This window comes from Acetobacter sp. JWB (genome assembly GCF_003323795.1).
Classification (GTDB): Bacteria; Pseudomonadota; Alphaproteobacteria; order Acetobacterales; family Acetobacteraceae; genus Acetobacter; species Acetobacter oryzifermentans.
Genome location: NZ_CP030871.1, coordinates 2394073 through 2411257 on the forward strand (window position 1 = coordinate 2394073; position 17185 = coordinate 2411257).

Genomic DNA, 17185 nt, shown 5'->3' on the forward strand with positions numbered 1-17185 from the left:
ACAGGCATGACCGCAACACCGCCCGATCCCGCTGCAGCCTTCAAACAGCAGGCTGCCATTAAAGCTGCATCTCTTGTGCAAGATGGCATGGCCGTTGGCCTTGGCACGGGTTCTACCGCCAAATTTGTTGTTGCTGAACTTGGCCGCCGTGTGCGGGAAGAAGGGCTGCGTATCCGCGCCATTCCTACATCCAGTGTCACAGAAAAACAGGCCAGAGAAGAAGGTATCCCCCTCACCACTTTTGGAGAACAGCCAGAACTTGATATCGCCATAGACGGGGCGGATGAAATTGAACCACGCACCCTCAACCTCATCAAAGGTTTGGGTGGCGCTCTGTTATGGGAAAAAATAGTGGCCTCTGCCGCCAAGCAGTTTGTGGTGGTGGCCGATGCCACCAAATATGTAGACCATCTGGGGGCAAAATGCCCTCTGCCAGTAGAAGTTATTCCTTTTGGCTGGGAAAATGTTGCACGCCAACTGGGGGCACTGGGCGCACATGTTACACCACGCCGTAACCGTGATGCCTCTTTCTATCTGACAGATGAGAAGAACCTGATCATGGATTGCGTGTTTGGCCCCATGATGGAACCTGAAAAGCTGGGCCGCTCCATTCTGGAAATTGTTGGTGTGGTTGAACACGGGTTGTTCCTGCATATGGCGCGCCAAACCATTACTGCTGGGCCAGAAGGCATACGCATCCTCACCCCACAGCAGGATTAAAACATCACCCATGCCACAGAATGCTTCTGCCCACCCCACAGACAGCACACTCCCTGCCCAACCAGCAGCACGGGGTATTACCCGACACCTACTGGTTATTATGGGTGTATGCGGGTCTGGCAAAAGCACTGTGGCTGAAGGGTTGCATAATGAATTAGGATGGCCCTGGCTGGATGCAGATAGCCTGCATTCTGCCTCCAGCATTGAAAAAATGGCCCACGGCGTTCCACTGACAGATGAAGACCGCCAAGGCTGGTTGGCCCGTTGCCATGCCTGGTTGGCAGAAAAACAAAAAGCCGGAACAGGCGGTATCCTTGCCTGTTCCGCCCTCCGCCGCGTTTATCGTGATCGACTTCAGCAAGATGGCGTACAGCCTATATTTATCTATTTAAGCGCAGATACATCTGTGCTGGCACAAAGGTTAAAAACCCGGGCCGACCACTTTATGCCTGCCTCTTTATTGCCTAGCCAGTTGGAAACGCTGGAACCGCCACAAGCGGATGAGAAAGCGCTTACTTTTTCCGTGCTCCCAGAACCAGCAGAAATTATCGCAGAAATTCTGACACGCTTGAGAACTCTTCCCTTAAACATGTAAACGCTACGGGAGAAGCTAGTGGGACACAATTACGCCAAACCCCTTACATCCGGGCAAAAAATGGAACGCCTGCTGGCACGTATTCCACCGGGTTGGCACATTGCGTTGGAGCGTCAGACTGGTGAGGCCACATGGCGTGCCCTTACGCATGCCCCGGATAAAGAAGGAAGCTGGAGCGCACCTTATGCTGATCCAGCAGATGCATTGGAAGAAGCATGGCGCAACAATCGTTCAGTGCTTGTCTAATTTTTGCATGAAGCTAGGCCGCTACCGCCCTGCTTTTTCCGATGTCACCTTACGGTAGGGTTTGCCGGTTAGACTATTTATTCTAACCTTACGGGGGCGCTTGGGCGTTTCATCTGGCACAACGTGACACGGTACACCTTCAGCCTGCCGTGCTTTTGCAAAGCGTTGCGCATGTGAAAGTTGAGATGCCTGATAAAGCAGCTTGTCCCCCAGCATAACCTTGTGCTTACGCACGATAATTTTCCTCCAAGAGTTCACCATATCCGCACTAACATGGTGCTTGTGGCGCATCTATCTGTATCCTATCGTATATAAAAACAGGATACGCTCCATGCCTTCATTGCTGACACGCCTTTGTTGTTCCTCCCTGCTGATTGCGGGATTGGGCTCTTTTGTTGCTTCCTCCGCCATAGCACGCAGCGTTACGGATATGAGTGGCCATACCGTTGAGATCAAGGACGACCACCCAGCCATTGCAGACCTCTGGTTTGCCCATAATGAAATTTCCGTCATGCTGGGGGCCGCAGACCGTATCCGGGTTTCTGCCGAAAATCCGGTAGATAGCCCGTGGCTGTTCAAGGTGGCGCCTATCATGAAAAACGCCCATACGGGCGTGCGGCCTGATACCGCCAGCGCAGAAAATTTGCTGGCCCTCAATATCGGTCTGGCTTTTGTGCCAACATCTGCAAAGGCAGAAGAACTACGCAGAATGGGCGTGCCCACTTTGTGCGCAGAATATATAACTCTGCCACAGATGCTGAAATCTATGGATATGACAGCCCAAGCGCTGGACACACCGGAAGCCACTCGGGTTGCTCAGTCTTACAAAGAGGACATGGAAGCAACGCTTAAGCAATTAAGCACCCGGTTGGCCAATCTGCCCGCCGCAGAACGCCCTCGCGTTTTGCATATTGCGCGCCTGAACCCATTGCAGATTGATGGTACAGACACACTGATAGATGCCTGGATACAAACTGCTGGCGGGCACAATGCTGCGACGGTCAGCGGCAACCATCGCCCTGTTTCCTTTGAACAAATTGCTGTGTGGAATCCGGATGTCATTATTATCGGAGCCTCCGCAGGTATGCCGGACGCGGCCTCCCCTCTAAGGTCTCTGGCTGCTTTCAAAAACGGGCGGGCATGGATAAACCCACGAGGCGTATTTGCATGGGACAGATACGGCGCGGAGGAGCTACTTCAACTTCAATGGGTTGCGCAAAAACTGCACCCAGATCTTTTTGCAGATACGAATATGCACAAGGCCACACAGGCCTTTTACCGTAAGTTCTTCCATTATCCTTTAACGGATCAGGAAGCTGACCTTATTCTGGCTGGAAAACCACCTGCTCCATAACCAGCATGCATCATATTTCATAAAAGTGCATGACACTTATGTGATGTGTTGGACGTTGGTCAGCCGTCCTGTTATGTCCGATTCATGACAGGACTGCTAGACCACCTGCGCACTCACAAAACACCTGCACGCCTTTTGCTAACCTTACGTGCCTTGGTGCGCACGGATTCTCTGTGGCTTGTTGCTCTGGCAGTTCTTATTGGTCTGCTGGCTGGCGGTGCGGTCAGCCTTATGACCAAAGCAACCTTTCTGGTTCACCAGATTCTGGCTCCCGGTCATTCTCGGCTTTCTGGCCTTCAACATATTACACCCCTGCATGCCCTGCTGGTTCCCACCTGCGGGGGATTGTTGCTGGGATTATGGAACCTTGCCCTTACCCGCCAGCGCCATCGGCCTGTAGACCCTATAGAAGCCAATGCCCTGCATGGTGGCCGCATGAACCTAAAAGACAGCCTGATTGTTGCAGGGCAAACTGTTCTTTCAAACGGTTGCGGTGCTTCTATTGGGCTAGAAGCCGGTTTCAGCCAAATTGGAGCCGCGTTTGGCTCTCGCATTGGGCGCAACCTCAGCATGCACCGTGCGGATATACGCCTGTTGGTAGGGTGTGGTGCGGCAGGCGCTATTGGTGCTGCGTTTGATGCCCCACTGGCAGGAGCTTTTTACGCATTTGAACTGGTTATTGGTTCCTATGCCTTTCCCCTACTGGCACCTGTGGCCTGTGCATCTCTCTGTGCTTTGGCTGTTGTTCATCTTGCAGGAGCCAATCTGCCAGAACTTTCTCTTACGCTGCCACAAACCATTCCTTCACTGGCATATCCGTTTCTCATACTGCTTGGCACTGCCACAGCCTTTATCGGCGTTGGGCTGATGAAAAGCGTAACGCTTACGGAATCCCTTTTCCGTCGTATTCTGCCTGCTCTTTGGCTGCGCCCAGCAGTAGGGGGGTTACTGGTTGGGTTACTGGCCCTCGTTTCCCCATCTGTGCTGTCTTCTGGGCATATGGCCATGCGGGAGGGGTTGATGATGCCTCCGGCATTGTGGCTGGCCATAGGGCTGCTCCTGCTTAAGGCCTTGGCCTCTACTATCTCTATTGGAAGTGGATTTCGTGGTGGGCTCTTTTTTGCATCTCTCTATTTGGGGGTTCTAACAGGTGCAGCCTTTACGGGGCTTACAGCACCTCTTCTGCCTCTGCCCATTACACTTTGCACCGTTGCCGGTATGTGCGCACTGGCAACAACCATTATTGGGGGGCCCTTCACCATGATTCTGTTGGCACTGGAAACAACGCACAGCGCCAACATGACGGCAGCAGTGGCACTGGCTGCCATTACATCCTCACTCACCACACGGCGTATTTTTGGCTATTCCTTCACCACCTGGCGCTTTCACCTCCGTGGGGAAAACATTCGTTCTGGTGTGGATGTAGGCTGGATGCGTACACTGACTGTAGGGCAAATGATGCGCACGCAGGTTGATACCCTACCCGCTGAAACGTCTGTAGCCCAAGCACGCACGGCATTTACGGGCCGTGCACCTCGTTACATCGTTGTGCTGGATAAGCAGCACCACTGCATGGGGTTGGTGGAATATACGCAAATCCAATCCATGATAACGCCTTCCGACCATCCCGTACAAAACCTTCTGCCACCGAACAGCATGGTTCTGGCTCCGGAAGACAATCTCTCCCGCGCTTTAGCTGCATTTGAACGCACAGGCTTGCCTGCCTTGGCTGTGACAGACACAGACCACAATGTGCTTGGCATACTGAGTGAACGCTATGTTTTGCGCCGCTATGCAGAAGAACTGGAACGCACCCGCCGAGAACTCGCCGGAGAAAAACACCGGCGCTAGCACATCACAAACCAGAGAAAACTGTTAATTATAGCGTGGACGTGAAGTTGCATACGTTATCCATACGGTATGCAGCCACGTTAAATGCTTTTGGTTAACCACTACAGACGGCGGAATTCTCTATGCCTACTCCCACCCTTCTGCCTTCCACCATGAAAGCCATCTGCTTTACGCAGGCAGGCGCACCCGATGTCCTGCACCTGGAAACCATTCAGGTTCCGCAACCAGGCCGAGGCGAAGTGCTGGTGCGCGTGATGGCTGCTGGCGTAAACCGACCTGATATTATGCAGCGCAAAGGGCTTTATCCACCTCCGCCCGGAGCCTGTCCAAGATTAGGGTTGGAAATAGCCGGGGAAGTTGTCGCACACGGCCTGCCACAAGATGGTGTCACAATGCCTGCCATAGGGAGCCGCGTATGCGCGTTGGCAAATGGGGGCGGCTATGCAGAATATTGCCTTGTACCTGCCGGGCAATGTTTACCTTGGCCAGAAGGCTTTAATGCCATAGAAGCCGCCGCCCTACCGGAAACTTTTTTTACCGTGTGGTCCAACCTTTTTATGCCCACCATGCTGCCCAAAGATGCACGGGTATTGATTCATGGTGGTAGCAGCGGCATTGGCACAACGGCTATACAGCTTGTTAAGGCTTTTGGCGGCACGCCCTTTGCAACAGCCGGAACGGATGAAAAATGCGCTCTGTGCGAACAACTGGGTGCACAGGCCATTAACTACAAGACGGAAGATTTTGCCGAACGCATTGCTGAGCTCACCAAAGGCGAGGGCGTAAACGTTATTCTTGATATGGTGGGTGGCCCTTATTTTGAGCGAAATCTCAAAAGCCTCGCCTTTGATGGAAAGCTGATCATTATCGCACTGCAAGGTGGCGCAAAGGCCGAACAGGCCAATCTGGTGCGGATTATGACACACCGGCTTATTGTAACAGGCAGCACATTGCGCCCGCGCGATAGCGCCAGCAAAGCCCGCATTGCACAAGACCTGAAAGAAAAAGTCTGGCCTTTGCTGACAAACCGCACAATACGCCCTTTTATCCATCAAACTTTTCCATTGGCACAAGCTGCTGCGGCGCATCAGGCAATGGAAGATGGACACCATTTGGGTAAAATTATCCTAACAGTCGATTCTCTTGCAGTATAAATTTGGTTTTATACTAGGGTACCCCTCAGGCGCTTTAAGCCAAGACCTTCTAGGCGCCTGAAAAGGTTATCTTCCTCTCCCAACATAGGTATGCGGCGTTTGCGGCACTTGACCAAGTGCGCATCTTCAAGAATTTTGACGCCTCATGGAAACACCATCCACCCTTCCCTCATCTGTTCTAGCGGACCGGCTTACTGCCGTTCGCCAGAATATTGACGCAGCAGCACACACAGCAGGCCGGAATCCCGCCTCTGTCACGCTGGTTGCCGTTTCCAAATTTCATCCGCTTTCCAGCGTGCAGGAAGCCCTTGCCGCAGGCCAGCGTGTGTTTGGAGAAAACCGTGTGCAAGAAGCTGCCAGCAAGTTTCCCACCCTGCGGGCAACTTACCCTGACCTTCGGCTGCATTTGATTGGTGGCCTGCAAACAAACAAAGCGCGTGATGCAGTACGCATTGCCGATGTTATAGAAAGCTTGGATCGGCCGGAACTGGCAGAAGCTCTAGCCAAAGCAGCAGATAAAGAAGGTCTCCTGCCTGAGCTGCTCATTGAGGTCAACACAGGCGATGAGCCCCAGAAATTTGGTGTCCCGCGTGAAAAAGCAGATAGCTTTATCCGCACCTGTCGCCAGCAGTTTGGGGCAAAGTTGCAAGGGCTGATGTGCATTCCTCCCGCCATGCAAGACCCTGTGCCGCATTTTAGGCTTCTGCGCAGCATGGCGCAGGAACATGGGCTCCCTGTTATTTCCATGGGGATGTCTGCCGATTACCCACAAGCCATTGCCGAAGGGGCAACTCTTGTGCGTGTTGGCACCGCAATTTTCGGGCCGCGGCCACCTTCTCCTTGATTTTCATTTTCTGGGTGGAAGCCAGTATGCCTTGCTTCCACCTATCTGCGCCCTTTATGCAGGGCGAACGGGGCAACGTGCCCCTGTAAGACTGACGTGGAGCCAGAAACACCATGACTGACCCCGCCAACAAACCGGCTGGTTCTCCTCCTACAGGAGATCAGCCGCATGTGGCTTCAGCGCCGGAACCTCGGCGCATTACGGAATTTGACGCCGACCAACCGCAGCACGCTGCCGCCCCTGTTGGCTTTGCCGCTCTGCTGGGTGTGTTGGGCGTTGTGTATGGTGATATCGGCACCAGCCCACTTTACGCCTTCCGCTCTACTGTAGAAGTTATTTCAGGCCACCATCAGGTTGCTCCGTGGGAAATTCTGGGCGTTGCCAGCCTGATTTTCTGGACACTGATCCTGATTGTCACGGTCAAATACGTCATCCTGATCATGCGGGCTGACCATAATGGTGAGGGCGGTATCCTTGCTATTATGTCCCTTGCCCAACGTGTGGTGGTTAACCAGAAAACCCGATGGATATTAGGGTTAGTTGGTATTGTAGGCGCCTGTCTGTTTTTTGGTGATGGTATTATTACCCCTGCCATTTCCGTGCTTTCCGCCATTGAAGGCGTGGAAGTAAGCGTGCCCGCCGCGCATGACTTTGTGATACCCGTAGCCATATTGGTGATTATCAGCCTGTTTAGCGTACAGTGGATTGGCACAGGCAAAGTTGGCACCATATTTGGGCCAATCATGCTGCTGTGGTTTGGCACACTAGGTGCGCTGGGGCTGATCGAAATTCTACATCACCCAGCTATTCTCACGGCGCTTTCACCTACCTATGCGCTGGAGTTCATCTTCTACCACGGCAAGCTTTCCTTCCTTGCCCTCGGTTCTGTTGTGTTGTGCGTAACCGGGGCTGAGGCTCTGTATGCCGATATGGGCCATTTTGGCCGTGCACCCATCCGTTATGCATGGCTCTTTTTTGTGCTGCCCATGCTAGTGCTCAACTATTTCGGTCAGGCTGCTCTGGTTATTGCTGACCCCAAAGCTCTGGCAAACCCCTTCTTCCTGCTATGCCCACACTGGATGCAGGGGCCAATGGTGGTGCTTTCTACTTTTGCAACCGTTATTGCCAGTCAGGCTGGCATTTCCGGCGGCTTTTCCATCTGCCGCCAGTTGATCCAGCTTGGCTATATGCCCCGCCTGCGCATTACCCACACCAATGCGGAAGAAGAAGGCCAGATTTATCTGCCAGACTTCAACCGCTTTCTGGCTGTGGGCGCTGTGCTGCTGGTGGTGGCCTTCCGCAGTTCTGATGCCTTGGCGTCCGCCTATGGTATTGCGGTTACGGGTACATTTATCTGCACCTCTGTTCTGGCCATTGTCGTTTTCCGGCGCCATTTTGACTGGCCAGCATGGAAAGTAGGCGCTGTGTTTGGTGGCTTCCTGCTGCTGGACAGCACCTTCTTTGCTGCCAACGCCCTTAAAATTCCTGATGGCGGTTGGGTGCCTGTGTTACTTGGCTGTGTGTTAACGCTGATGATGACCACATGGAAAAAGGGTCGCAGCCTTATTATTGCGCGCCAGCGGCAGGATAGCCTGCCCATGGGGTCCTTTATCGCGCGCCTTCCGCAGTCCCGCATTATTCGCGTGCCCGGCATGGCTGTGTTTATGACCAGTACACCAGACTTTGTGCCCCCGTGTCTGCTGCATAATCTGCGGCATAACAAGATTTTGCATGACCACGTGCTCTTCGTAACCGTGCAGAACCTTGATCAGCCAGAGGCAGAACGCGGCCACCGCGTAGCTGTGGAGGAACTGGCCCCAGATATCTACCGCATTGTGCTGCGCTACGGGTTTATGGAAATGCCCAACATTCCCCGCGCACTGGAAGAACTGAAAGCGAACGGTGTGGATTTTGATGCCCTTCAGGCATCCTATTTCACATCCCGCGAGCTGATTACCCGGTCTTCTGTGCCACGTATGTCACGCTGGAGGATGTCTATCTTCCTGTTCATGCTCCGCAACTCTACCTCCAGCATGGAATTCTTCCGTATTCCGCCGGATCGTGTTGTGGAACTAGGCGTGAAAGTGGCTATCTAATACTGTGGAACAGGACGCACTCGCCCTTTATATTCATTGGCCATTCTGTTTGGCCAAGTGCCCGTACTGTGACTTTAACTCACACGTGCGGGCAGAAATTCCACAGGCGCGCTTTGCCCAGGCGCTCCGTACAGAACTTGCACACGAGGCAAACCGTTTGGGCCGCCGCCGTCTGACATCCATCTTTTTTGGCGGCGGCACGCCTTCACTTATGGCCCCACAAACAGTCGCAAGTTTGATAGATGATGCCACATCTCTGTTTGATGCAGCCCCCAACCTTGAAATTACGCTGGAAGCCAACCCGACCAGCGTAGAAGCTGAAAGGCTGAAAGATTTTAGGCAGTCCGGGATAAACCGTGTCTCCCTCGGCATTCAGGCCCTTAATGATAAGGCATTGCATTTTCTGGGCCGTCAGCATTCCGCTACGCAAGCACTGGCTGCACTGGAACTTGCCCGCTCATTGTTCCCCCGCATTACGTTTGACCTGATTTACGCCCGCCCCAACCAGAGTGTGGCCGCATGGAAAACTGAGCTGGAGACAGCGCTGCAACTGGTAGCAGACCATGTCTCGCTCTATCAGTTGACCATTGAACCCGGCACCAAATTTGAAGCTCTTTATCGGCAGGGCAGCTTCAGCCTGCCTGATGAAGAAACAGCCGCTGAACTTTATGAAACAACAACAGCCATCACCCATGCGCATGGGCTGAATGCTTACGAAGTTTCCAACTACGCCAAACCGGGTAGTGAAAGCCGCCATAATCTGACCTACTGGCATTACGGTGATTATCTGGGCCTTGGCCCCGGCGCGCATGGGCGCATTACACTGGATGGCCAACTGTATGCTACGCGCAGGCACCGTGCGCCTGAACCATGGGCCGAACTGGTGGAACGCACAGGTTCTGGCCAGACATCTCAGGAACCACTTGTACCGCAGGAACGTGCACGAGAAATGCTCTTAATGGGCCTGCGTTTACAGGAAGGCGTTGCGCTCAAACATTTTGAGGCACGCACAGGCCTACACCTGTCTGAAACCCTAGACCCGGTTATTCTGGCGGCTGCGGTGGAAGAAGGTTACCTTGTGCAAACCCCCACCCATTTACACGCCACAGAAGAAGGCCGATTACGGCTGGAAGCCCTGCTGCATGCGCTGGTGCTTTAAAAATAGAGCCTTGTCTGATGTAAGTGACGCACTACATTGGAAAAATGCTTAATCTGATCAAGCTGGCTGTGGGTGTTGAATCACTCGAAGATCTGACTGAACGGCTGAAACAGCCCTTCAATACCTATGCTCATCCAGATTATGATGTTCCTTTACCGGTAGTGCACACACGCTCTTTTCCCAAACAAAAAGATGCCCTTCTGGATGGTGGTTCACTGTACCGCGTCATCAACGGGCTTATTCTATGCCGACAGCCCATTATGGATATTCAAACCACAACACGGGCGGACGGCACACAAGGCACACTTATCTTGCTTTCTCCCAAGATTATTCCCGTACAACCCCGAGCCATACGGCCCTTTCAGGGATGGCGCTATCTGCAAAGCCAAGATGCACCCACTGATTTGCAGGGCACTCCAACGCACGCCGTAGGCCTGCCTCTTTCTCTGCAGAAAAAACTGTTAGAGCTTGGCCTCTAAAATATTCCCTACCAACCACGAATAACAGCACGGCCAGTGTAGGGAAGACTACAAAATTTCACCTCTCCCAATTCAATCAGGCAAGATGCATACTGGCCATTGAGCTGTTGAACTACGGCATTACCTGTATAGGGCGCCTTACAGAATGTGGCATTTCCTACTGTAACTGAACATCTATAATATCTGCCGTTTTCCGACGTTAAAGGCAGCACAGCGTCCCCTGTAAAGGGCAGGCCACAAAATACAGGATGACCATCAGAAAGCTGACAGGCCGCAATATTATGCGCGATGCTTTGCGCCAATACGGCTGTTGGGAACCCAAGACAGAAAACCATAAGACCTTTTATAAAATGCTTGGCTTGCATGTGTTTGCTATCCTCAATTGGTACTTATGCATGCCAATTGAACTAGAATGACCCTTTGGCAATATGCTGGCATATGATGGAATGATGATTTTTTCAAAAACCTCCGTAAAAGTCTATTTCCTGCCTTGACGCCCCTCAGCAATATCTCTACAAAGCGCCTCAACACAGCCTCTTGTCCCGTTCGTCTAGAGGCCTAGGACACCGCCCTTTCACGGCGGCAACACGGGTTCGAATCCCGTACGGGACGCCAAGTTTTTCAAGGACTTGCAGCAGGTTAATCTGAAAATCGTTGATTTTTGAGCCAATCCCTTGCCAAACTGGGAGAGGAAAGCTGTTACCCAAGGGCGTCTGGTATCGTGGCCCCAACCAATATCAGGCCCGCAGGATGATGAACTCCTGCGAAGCTGCTTCTCGACCAGACGAGGTTTTCAAGCATTACCCAGATATGGTGTGGCTCATCAGGTGGTCGATTGAACAAGGCAGCCGCTTAGGGGAATCCTTCAGTTTGCGCTGGCAGGATATAGACTTCCACAGGCAGACCTTCCCTCGCTCACGTGAAGAGTGACAGACACAAAGAAGAACTTGATCCCGAAATCCGCCCTATGACCAAGGGCGCACAACGCGTTCTCACGAAAAAGCGGGCCACCATGGAAAAATTACCTGACCGAAAAGACATTGTCTTTTCGGTGGGAGAGAGAAAAATCTTTTCTGTCCTGTTCGGTCTCATGACCCGGCAAGCCGGAATTCAGGATTTGACCTTTCATGATTCACGTCATGAAGCCACATCGCGGTTGGCCCGCTATCTGAACCCGATTGTACTGCCCCAGCTCACGGGCCATCGCGATCTGAAGTCACTCAATCGCTACTACCAGCCCGTGCCCGGAGATATCGCAAACAAAACACGCTAGCTGCCTGTCAGGATAATCAAAGGTAACCAGAGCACGTTTAAAAAAAGCCTAAACTATGATTCCAAAAGCATTTATCGTTAAGATCATCATTGATGATTAAGTGATAAAACAGAGTTCAGGCCAGCAAGTGTCACGAGAAAATTTTAGCGAACTGCTTTCTTTTCTGGCAGTTGCCCAAGAACGGAGCTTTACAAAGGCGGCGGCCCGCAGAGGTGTCACGCCCTCTGCAATAAGCCACACCATGCGTCTTCTGGAGGAACGACTAGGCGTCACTCTTCTGACGAGAACAACACGTCGTGTCGTTCCCACGCCTGCGGGAGACTATCTGCTACAAAATATTCAGCCGCTTTTCGACGAAATCGAGAACCGAATGAGCAGCCTTGACGAATTCCGCAAATGTCCCAGAGGCAATCTTCGGATCACCGTGACAGATGAATCTCTGGACTTCTTTCTTCGACCTCGTATTGCAGATTTTCTAAAGAATTACCCGGAAATCTCCCTTGAAATCTCAACGGATTTGCGCCTGATTGATATTGTGGATGAAGGTTTCGATGCGGGCGTGCGCCTTGGAGAACTGGTGACACAGGGGATGATTTCAGTGCCTGTATCCCCTGACATCCCATTTGCGGTTGTTGGGTCTCCGACCTATTTCAAAAACCATGCCATCCCCAAAACCCCTGTCCGTCTGCAAGAGCACAACTGTATCGGTGTTCGTCTACCCACCCATGGAAAGATTTATCCGTGGCGTTTCAGACAGAAAGGAAAAGACCTGAAGTTTCAGCCTGTCGGTCAATTTATCTGCAACAACGTGTTCGGTGCGCGCGATGCCTGTCTGGACGGTATTGGTCTCGCCTACATTCCTAAAATTGTTACAGAAGAACACATCCAGAATGGCAAACTGATATCAGTTCTGGAACCCTTCTGTCCGACGCATCTGGGGTTTCATCTCTTCTACCCCCGACACCATCGCCATTCGATGCCTCTGTCGCTGTTCGTCGAGGAAATGAAATTAAAATGAGAAAGCCTGCTCTTAAGAATACAGGCTTTCTGGCGCGAAGGTTTAACTGCCGATAAGAGGAAGCTGTTTAAGCATTTCCTGCAGATTTAGGGCATCCCAAGGCATGTGCTCGGCAATTGTCATACCGACCACTTCTTTTTCAGTCGTCACTTCCTGAATCAGTTTCAGAACATCAGGAATGTTGAGTTTTCCCTCAGCAACGTCTCCAAAATCATGCTTGCCACGACCCGGTTTTGCAAAAAGCAGAGAACGGAAGTTATGCGGATCCAGCACATCAAGATCCAGATGAATAGCAAGCACTTCAATCTGACTGTCTTTTAGCCATTCCATAACCGGCTGTGCACCATCACGCACCTGCTGAGGTGAACATGTCCGCAATCCATGATCCGCAATGAACTGGGCTTCGAACGGAAGTGGATCATGAATGCCCGCAATCATCACATTCTTTGCAGGAACCGGCTTTGTCACTGCCTTTGTCAGGTCGGGATCGCCATGGCCTAACAGAGCCCCCAGAACGTGTGCATGTGCGTTCATATACTGCTTTGGGGTCTGAACGTCTGGATGGGTATCAATCCAGAGAACCGCCAGTGACTTCGGTTGATGACGTTCAATGATTGTCCGGGCTTCTCCAATTTGTTTCAGCAAAACACTGCGTCCACGCATTTCATTCTCGACTGGCAGAGGGACGTCTGTCGGAGCGTCAACCGGAACTTCCTCAACAGGTCCAGCAGAAGGAGGAGCCAGCCAGGCTAGAAGTTTTGACCCCAGATAATAGGGAGGATTATCTCCGCCCTGCCACTGAGGGAAAATAAGTCTCAAAGTTTGGGAATTCTGATCCGCCATGGAAGACCTCCTGTCAGGTAAGTGCACGCGGTATGCCTCGGCACCGATCAGACAACTCGCCATCGCGCCAGATGTGAGGGCGATTATCTTTCTTCTTTCGTAAAAAATCCGAGATTTTCCAAACCGCTTCATACAATAAAGTATTTCATGAGAAATATAGAATTAATAGATATTTATTACTGAAATTTACTCACAAACATTTTGATAAAAAACGCTATAGTCATGCAGCCCCTTCGATTTTAAGACAGGAAAATCTCTAAAAAAGGCCAAAACTGTATCGACGTCGTGTGGATTGGCCCTATCTAAGTTCATATAGAAATGGTTACTATAAATGAATATAATTACTTCATGTTTAGTAAATACTCATTTATTTTTTGTTTGTATGTTTAATGCGACATCATAGAATCTATTTTCCAACCTGAAATTTCAACAAAAATTCTCTCATCATGCAGCATTTGATTTCTCGGGAGCTTTCTTCTGGTCGCCAGAAACTGGCCATCCTGTCTCTGGCGTTGGGATAATTTGTGTCAGTCACCACTGAATTTCTTCCTGTAGGTATCCTGCCTGATATTTCGACAACATTTCCTGTAAGTTCCGGAACGGCGGGGCTTACCATGACAGTTCCTGGAATGATGGCAGCACGTTCCGCTCCTGAGGTCATGCTTTTTTCAGGGCTCATAGATTGTCGCAGGATTGTTTTATGGCTCTCCCTTATTCTGCTCGCAGGTTGCCTGATTGCCATCATGGCACCGACATTTGCAGTGATACTGCTTAGCCGGGCACTGGTCGGTATCAGTCTTGGTGCATTCTGGGCGATGGGCCTTTCTGTCGCAGTAGAACTCGGTGCCAAGGAAAAGACGCATAAGGCAGCCGCGGCTGTTTTTGCAAGGGTCAGGGCAGCCATGATCCTTGAGGTTCCAATGGGATCTCTTGTAGCCGAATAATCATCCTGGTGTGGTGCATTTGTGGCCGCCGCAATCATCGCCATTGCCGCTTTAGTCATGCAGTGGAGAATACTTCCAACTGTTCCAGCGAAAAGCCATGTCCGGCTCACTGACTTCAAAGCATTCGTCTGGATACTCGACGCACGGAAAAGTATCGTTATGATCGCTACCGTTTTTGCAGCTCAATCTTTCGGGGTTTTCCAAGAGAAACCTCAAAAAATTATTCTCCGTTTTAAACCCTAAGCTGCTTATGATGCTTCCCGTTTTCTGTTTCACCACAATCAAACAACCACGTTGCACTCTGATGGAAGTGTCATCATTCAATTTGTAGCAAGCGGATCACTTGAGATAGCAAATCACCTTTTCACTTGGGCAACACAGTCGAAATTGTTGAACCCCACTCTCTTCGGGAAAAACTCTGCGAAATGCTAGAAGCAGCATTCCAACATCACAAAGCTACGACCATTTCTGGCGCATTGAACCATTAAACACTTTTTATGATCTCATTTAGGAGAGTAAAAAAACAAAGAAGAAAAGAATAACATTCTGCTACCGTATGTTCACCAAAAACGATAGAACACCATAAAATGTAAACATGCATTACTTATTGCATTTACACAAAATGAACATCTTTATGAGGATTAATACCCTATGTTTGATAATACTAATTTATTCCGCTGGGCAACATCAGAGTTATCACAAGATGCTTTTATTTGCTGGCTGTTAAGTTGGGCTGATAGCTCATGTGCAAGCAAAGACCTTAAAATGCATAATGCAGGGAAAATATTTGTTAATTACTTACTTGAATTAAGCAAAGAGAACCCCATTTCAAGTGAAAATATCGTTGTTAAAAAACAACTTGATTCAGCGGACATTGTTGCTGAAATTGGCAAAAATCTCATTCTTCTTATCGAAGATAAAACTGATACTGCCGAACATGGTAACCAATTAGATCGCTATAAAACTGCAATCCAAGCCCGTTACCCCAACCGGAAAATCTTACCGATTTTTTGCAAAACAGGAAATCAATCGAATTATAAAAAAGCAAAAAAGTCTGGATACAACCTTCTTTTGAGAAGGGATTTTTTGAATGTTTTAATAAAAATTAAAGAAAGTGGGTTAGAAAACAATATATTCAATGATTTTTTATCGTTGCTTGATTTTCGTGAAAAAGAAACGCAAAGTTTTCTCCACCTTCATCCTAACGACTGGTCCCGTTATTCTTGGCAAGGTTTTTTTCTCTCTCTTCAAGAAGTTTTTCCGGATCTTAATTGGGGATATGTTGCCAATGCACAAGGCGGATTTATGGGAGCTTGGTGGCATTTTGGGGCTTGGTCTGGCTGGCAAACCTACTTGCAAATAGAAGAAAAATCTCTTGTCATGAAATTAGGCTGCTGGACAGAAAAACACCTACCAGCCGCCCGATCGTCTGTTAGAAACAGATGGTTAAAAACGCTTAAAGCCGCAAACAAAGAGAGCGATATAACAATAACTCCTCCAGTAAGGCGCGGAAATGGACGTTCTATGACAGCAGCCCTTGTCAGTTCGGAAAGCAACTGGATACAACTCGATAAAAATAAGCTCATTGATTTTGATGCCACGGTGACTTTCCTACGTAAAGCAATGGCAGTAATTGATAAGGCCCGTAGTGATTTAACTTTTGCTGATAATAAGTAAGAAAAGTATTCCATTTATCTTTTGTAAAAAATCAGAAATTTACAGGGGGCTATTTTCTGCCTCCTGTAAAATCTCATAATAATTTAACGAATTATCTTGATTACCCCACGGGTTTACCCACGAAGTGAACCCTCTGCCACTTAAGGCAAACGGGTTTGAAGCCCGTACAGAACACCACGTTTTTCGTAACGCTTGCAGAGGATTTTCTTAAAGTTCCACTCCCTCAAATCGCAATGTTGGCGCGCACTTCTTCTGCATCCATTTCTGCAACTTGCCCAGAAAGTATAATTTTACCTCTATCCATAACCTCTACGGTATCAGCAAGATTAAATGCAAAATCAAAGTATTGTTCTACCAACACAATGGCCATGTCTCCACGATCTCGCAACATAGAGATAATAGTGCCAATGTCCTTGATAATATTGGGTTGAATACCTTCTGTTGGTTCATCCAACACCAAAAGCCGAGGGCGGATAATAAGGGCACGTGCAATAGCCAACTGCTGTTGCTGCCCGCCCGATAGGTCACCTCCACGTCGATTAAGCATTTTTCCCAAAACAGGGAACAGTTCAAAAACTTCGTCTGGTATTTTTCTGTCTCGCCGTTTTAGAAGACCATACCCGGTTTCAAGATTTTCACGCACACTCAGCAAAGGAAAAATATCGCGCCCCTGCGGCACTGTCGCAATGCCCCGCCTTGCACGTTCATAAGCGGAAAGGCTTGTGATATCCTCTCCCTCCCATACAATCTTACCTGAACTGACAGCATGCATACCTGTAATGGCACGCATAAGGCTGGTTTTACCAACCCCATTACGCCCCAGCACACATGTAACCTTGCCTGCGCATGCTTCTAAAGAAATACCTCGCAAAGCAATGGCAGCCCCATAATGCAGATGCACATCCTCAACCCTAAGCATAAGGACATTCTCC

At 50.1% G+C, this 17185-nt stretch carries 19 protein-coding genes and 1 tRNA gene; 16 read left to right on the forward strand and 4 right to left on the reverse strand.

The annotated features are described in order from the left end of the window. The first annotated feature begins 6 nt into the window (after nt 1–6). The 3 genes from rpiA to DS739_RS11345 are packed head-to-tail and all read left to right on the forward strand — an operon-like array spanning nt 7 to nt 1561. Nucleotides 7–720 (forward strand): ribose-5-phosphate isomerase RpiA, encoded by a 714-nt coding sequence (gene rpiA / locus DS739_RS11335; RefSeq protein WP_006115829.1) that lies wholly within the window; start codon nt 7–9, stop codon nt 718–720. Nucleotides 721–730: 10 nt separating this feature from the next. Next, the gene (locus tag DS739_RS11340) at nt 731–1315 is read left to right on the forward strand and encodes a gluconokinase (protein ID WP_006115828.1); all 585 of its coding nucleotides are present in this window, start codon (nt 731–733) and stop codon (nt 1313–1315) included. 18 nt (nt 1316–1333) lie between these two features. Then, nucleotides 1334–1561: a hypothetical protein gene (locus tag DS739_RS11345; RefSeq protein WP_006115827.1), complete on the forward strand. Its 228-nt coding sequence runs from the start codon at nt 1334–1336 to the stop codon at nt 1559–1561. Nucleotides 1562–1582: 21 nt separating this feature from the next. On the opposite strand, the gene DS739_RS11350 is transcribed toward DS739_RS11345, so the two are convergent. Further along, on the reverse strand, nt 1583–1795 hold the full coding sequence (locus DS739_RS11350; RefSeq protein ID WP_170315295.1) for a hypothetical protein: 213 nt from the start codon (nt 1793–1795) through the stop codon (nt 1583–1585). 97 nt (nt 1796–1892) lie between these two features. On the opposite strand from DS739_RS11350, the gene DS739_RS11355 reads away from it, so the two are divergent. The 7 genes from DS739_RS11355 (at nt 1893) to DS739_RS11385 (ending at nt 10498) form a co-directional block, all read left to right on the forward strand. Next, nucleotides 1893–2915 (forward strand): ABC transporter substrate-binding protein, encoded by a 1023-nt coding sequence (locus DS739_RS11355; protein ID WP_050793111.1) that lies wholly within the window; start codon nt 1893–1895, stop codon nt 2913–2915. Nucleotides 2916–2999: 84 nt separating this feature from the next. After that, entirely contained in the window at nt 3000–4766 is a 1767-nt protein-coding gene (locus DS739_RS11360; protein WP_035353661.1) for a chloride channel protein, read from the forward strand. A 122-nt stretch (nt 4767–4888) separates the two neighbouring features. Then, complete coding sequence (locus DS739_RS11365; RefSeq protein WP_006115823.1) at nt 4889–5920, forward strand: NAD(P)H-quinone oxidoreductase; 1032 nt, start codon at nt 4889–4891, stop codon at nt 5918–5920. A 145-nt stretch (nt 5921–6065) separates the two neighbouring features. Continuing rightward, nucleotides 6066–6764 carry a YggS family pyridoxal phosphate-dependent enzyme gene (locus tag DS739_RS11370; protein ID WP_006115821.1) on the forward strand — a complete coding sequence of 233 codons (699 nt, stop codon included), beginning with the start codon at nt 6066–6068 and terminating at the stop codon, nt 6762–6764. Nucleotides 6765–6877: 113 nt separating this feature from the next. Beyond that, a complete protein-coding gene (locus DS739_RS11375) occupies nt 6878–8860 on the forward strand; it encodes a potassium transporter Kup (protein WP_006115820.1) in 1983 nt (660 codons plus the stop codon). A gap of 4 nt (nt 8861–8864) precedes the next feature. Continuing rightward, complete coding sequence (gene hemW, locus DS739_RS11380; RefSeq protein ID WP_006115819.1) at nt 8865–10019, forward strand: radical SAM family heme chaperone HemW; 1155 nt, start codon at nt 8865–8867, stop codon at nt 10017–10019. Nucleotides 10020–10063: 44 nt separating this feature from the next. Next, the gene (locus tag DS739_RS11385; protein WP_035353660.1) at nt 10064–10498 is read left to right on the forward strand and encodes a DUF1489 family protein; all 435 of its coding nucleotides are present in this window, start codon (nt 10064–10066) and stop codon (nt 10496–10498) included. 8 nt (nt 10499–10506) lie between these two features. Here DS739_RS11385 and DS739_RS14335 read toward each other — a convergent pair whose 3' ends face one another. Continuing rightward, nucleotides 10507–10863 (reverse strand): hypothetical protein, encoded by a 357-nt coding sequence (locus tag DS739_RS14335; RefSeq protein WP_081461422.1) that lies wholly within the window; start codon nt 10861–10863, stop codon nt 10507–10509. A gap of 174 nt (nt 10864–11037) precedes the next feature. On the opposite strand from DS739_RS14335, the gene DS739_RS11395 reads away from it, so the two are divergent. From DS739_RS11395 to DS739_RS11405, 3 genes are all read left to right on the forward strand, one after another. Continuing rightward, nucleotides 11038–11113: transfer RNA gene (locus DS739_RS11395), tRNA-Glu, on the forward strand. A gap of 352 nt (nt 11114–11465) precedes the next feature. Continuing rightward, nucleotides 11466–11771: a tyrosine-type recombinase/integrase gene (locus DS739_RS14545; RefSeq protein ID WP_231621237.1), complete on the forward strand. Its 306-nt coding sequence runs from the start codon at nt 11466–11468 to the stop codon at nt 11769–11771. Between the two features lie 100 nt (nt 11772–11871). After that, nucleotides 11872–12789, forward strand: coding sequence for a LysR family transcriptional regulator (locus DS739_RS11405; protein ID WP_006115813.1), 918 nt, complete (start codon nt 11872–11874; stop codon nt 12787–12789). 42 nt (nt 12790–12831) lie between these two features. Here the strand turns inward: DS739_RS11405 and DS739_RS11410 are convergent, their stop codons facing one another. Continuing rightward, nucleotides 12832–13764, reverse strand: coding sequence for an arginase family protein (locus DS739_RS11410; protein ID WP_006115812.1), 933 nt, complete (start codon nt 13762–13764; stop codon nt 12832–12834). Nucleotides 13765–14156: 392 nt separating this feature from the next. On the opposite strand from DS739_RS11410, the gene DS739_RS11415 reads away from it, so the two are divergent. From DS739_RS11415 to DS739_RS11425, 3 genes are all read left to right on the forward strand, one after another. Beyond that, the gene (locus tag DS739_RS11415) at nt 14157–14576 is read left to right on the forward strand and encodes an MFS transporter (protein ID WP_006115811.1); all 420 of its coding nucleotides are present in this window, start codon (nt 14157–14159) and stop codon (nt 14574–14576) included. Between the two features lie 21 nt (nt 14577–14597). Beyond that, entirely contained in the window at nt 14598–14819 is a 222-nt protein-coding gene (locus DS739_RS14550; RefSeq protein WP_050793109.1) for a hypothetical protein, read from the forward strand. 408 nt (nt 14820–15227) lie between these two features. After that, nucleotides 15228–16253 (forward strand): PD-(D/E)XK nuclease family protein, encoded by a 1026-nt coding sequence (locus DS739_RS11425; RefSeq protein ID WP_006115809.1) that lies wholly within the window; start codon nt 15228–15230, stop codon nt 16251–16253. Nucleotides 16254–16476: 223 nt separating this feature from the next. Here DS739_RS11425 and urtE read toward each other — a convergent pair whose 3' ends face one another. After that, complete coding sequence (gene urtE, locus DS739_RS11430) at nt 16477–17172, reverse strand: urea ABC transporter ATP-binding subunit UrtE (protein ID WP_006115808.1); 696 nt, start codon at nt 17170–17172, stop codon at nt 16477–16479. Nucleotides 17173–17185: the final 13 nt, after the last annotated feature.

Excerpts from the sequence above, each read along its gene's own strand:
- rpiA (WP_006115829.1), top strand. The coding sequence starts at position 7 with ATGACCGCAACACCGCCCGATCCCGCTGCAGCCTTCAAACAGCAGGCT.
- DS739_RS11340 (WP_006115828.1), top strand. The coding sequence starts at position 731 with ATGCCACAGAATGCTTCTGCCCACCCCACAGACAGCACACTCCCTGCC.
- DS739_RS11355 (WP_050793111.1), top strand. The coding sequence starts at position 1,893 with ATGCCTTCATTGCTGACACGCCTTTGTTGTTCCTCCCTGCTGATTGCG.
- DS739_RS11360 (WP_035353661.1), top strand. The coding sequence starts at position 3,000 with ATGACAGGACTGCTAGACCACCTGCGCACTCACAAAACACCTGCACGC.
- DS739_RS11365 (WP_006115823.1), top strand. The coding sequence starts at position 4,889 with ATGCCTACTCCCACCCTTCTGCCTTCCACCATGAAAGCCATCTGCTTT.
- DS739_RS11370 (WP_006115821.1), top strand. The coding sequence starts at position 6,066 with ATGGAAACACCATCCACCCTTCCCTCATCTGTTCTAGCGGACCGGCTT.
- DS739_RS11375 (WP_006115820.1), top strand. The coding sequence starts at position 6,878 with ATGACTGACCCCGCCAACAAACCGGCTGGTTCTCCTCCTACAGGAGAT.
- DS739_RS11385 (WP_035353660.1), top strand. The coding sequence starts at position 10,064 with ATGCTTAATCTGATCAAGCTGGCTGTGGGTGTTGAATCACTCGAAGAT.
- DS739_RS14335 (WP_081461422.1), bottom strand. The coding sequence starts at position 10,863 with ATGCAAGCCAAGCATTTTATAAAAGGTCTTATGGTTTTCTGTCTTGGG.
- DS739_RS14545 (WP_231621237.1), top strand. The coding sequence starts at position 11,466 with ATGACCAAGGGCGCACAACGCGTTCTCACGAAAAAGCGGGCCACCATG.
- DS739_RS11410 (WP_006115812.1), bottom strand. The coding sequence starts at position 13,764 with ATGAAGCGGTTTGGAAAATCTCGGATTTTTTACGAAAGAAGAAAGATA.
- DS739_RS11425 (WP_006115809.1), top strand. The coding sequence starts at position 15,228 with ATGTTTGATAATACTAATTTATTCCGCTGGGCAACATCAGAGTTATCA.
- urtE (WP_006115808.1), bottom strand. The coding sequence starts at position 17,172 with ATGCTTAGGGTTGAGGATGTGCATCTGCATTATGGGGCTGCCATTGCT.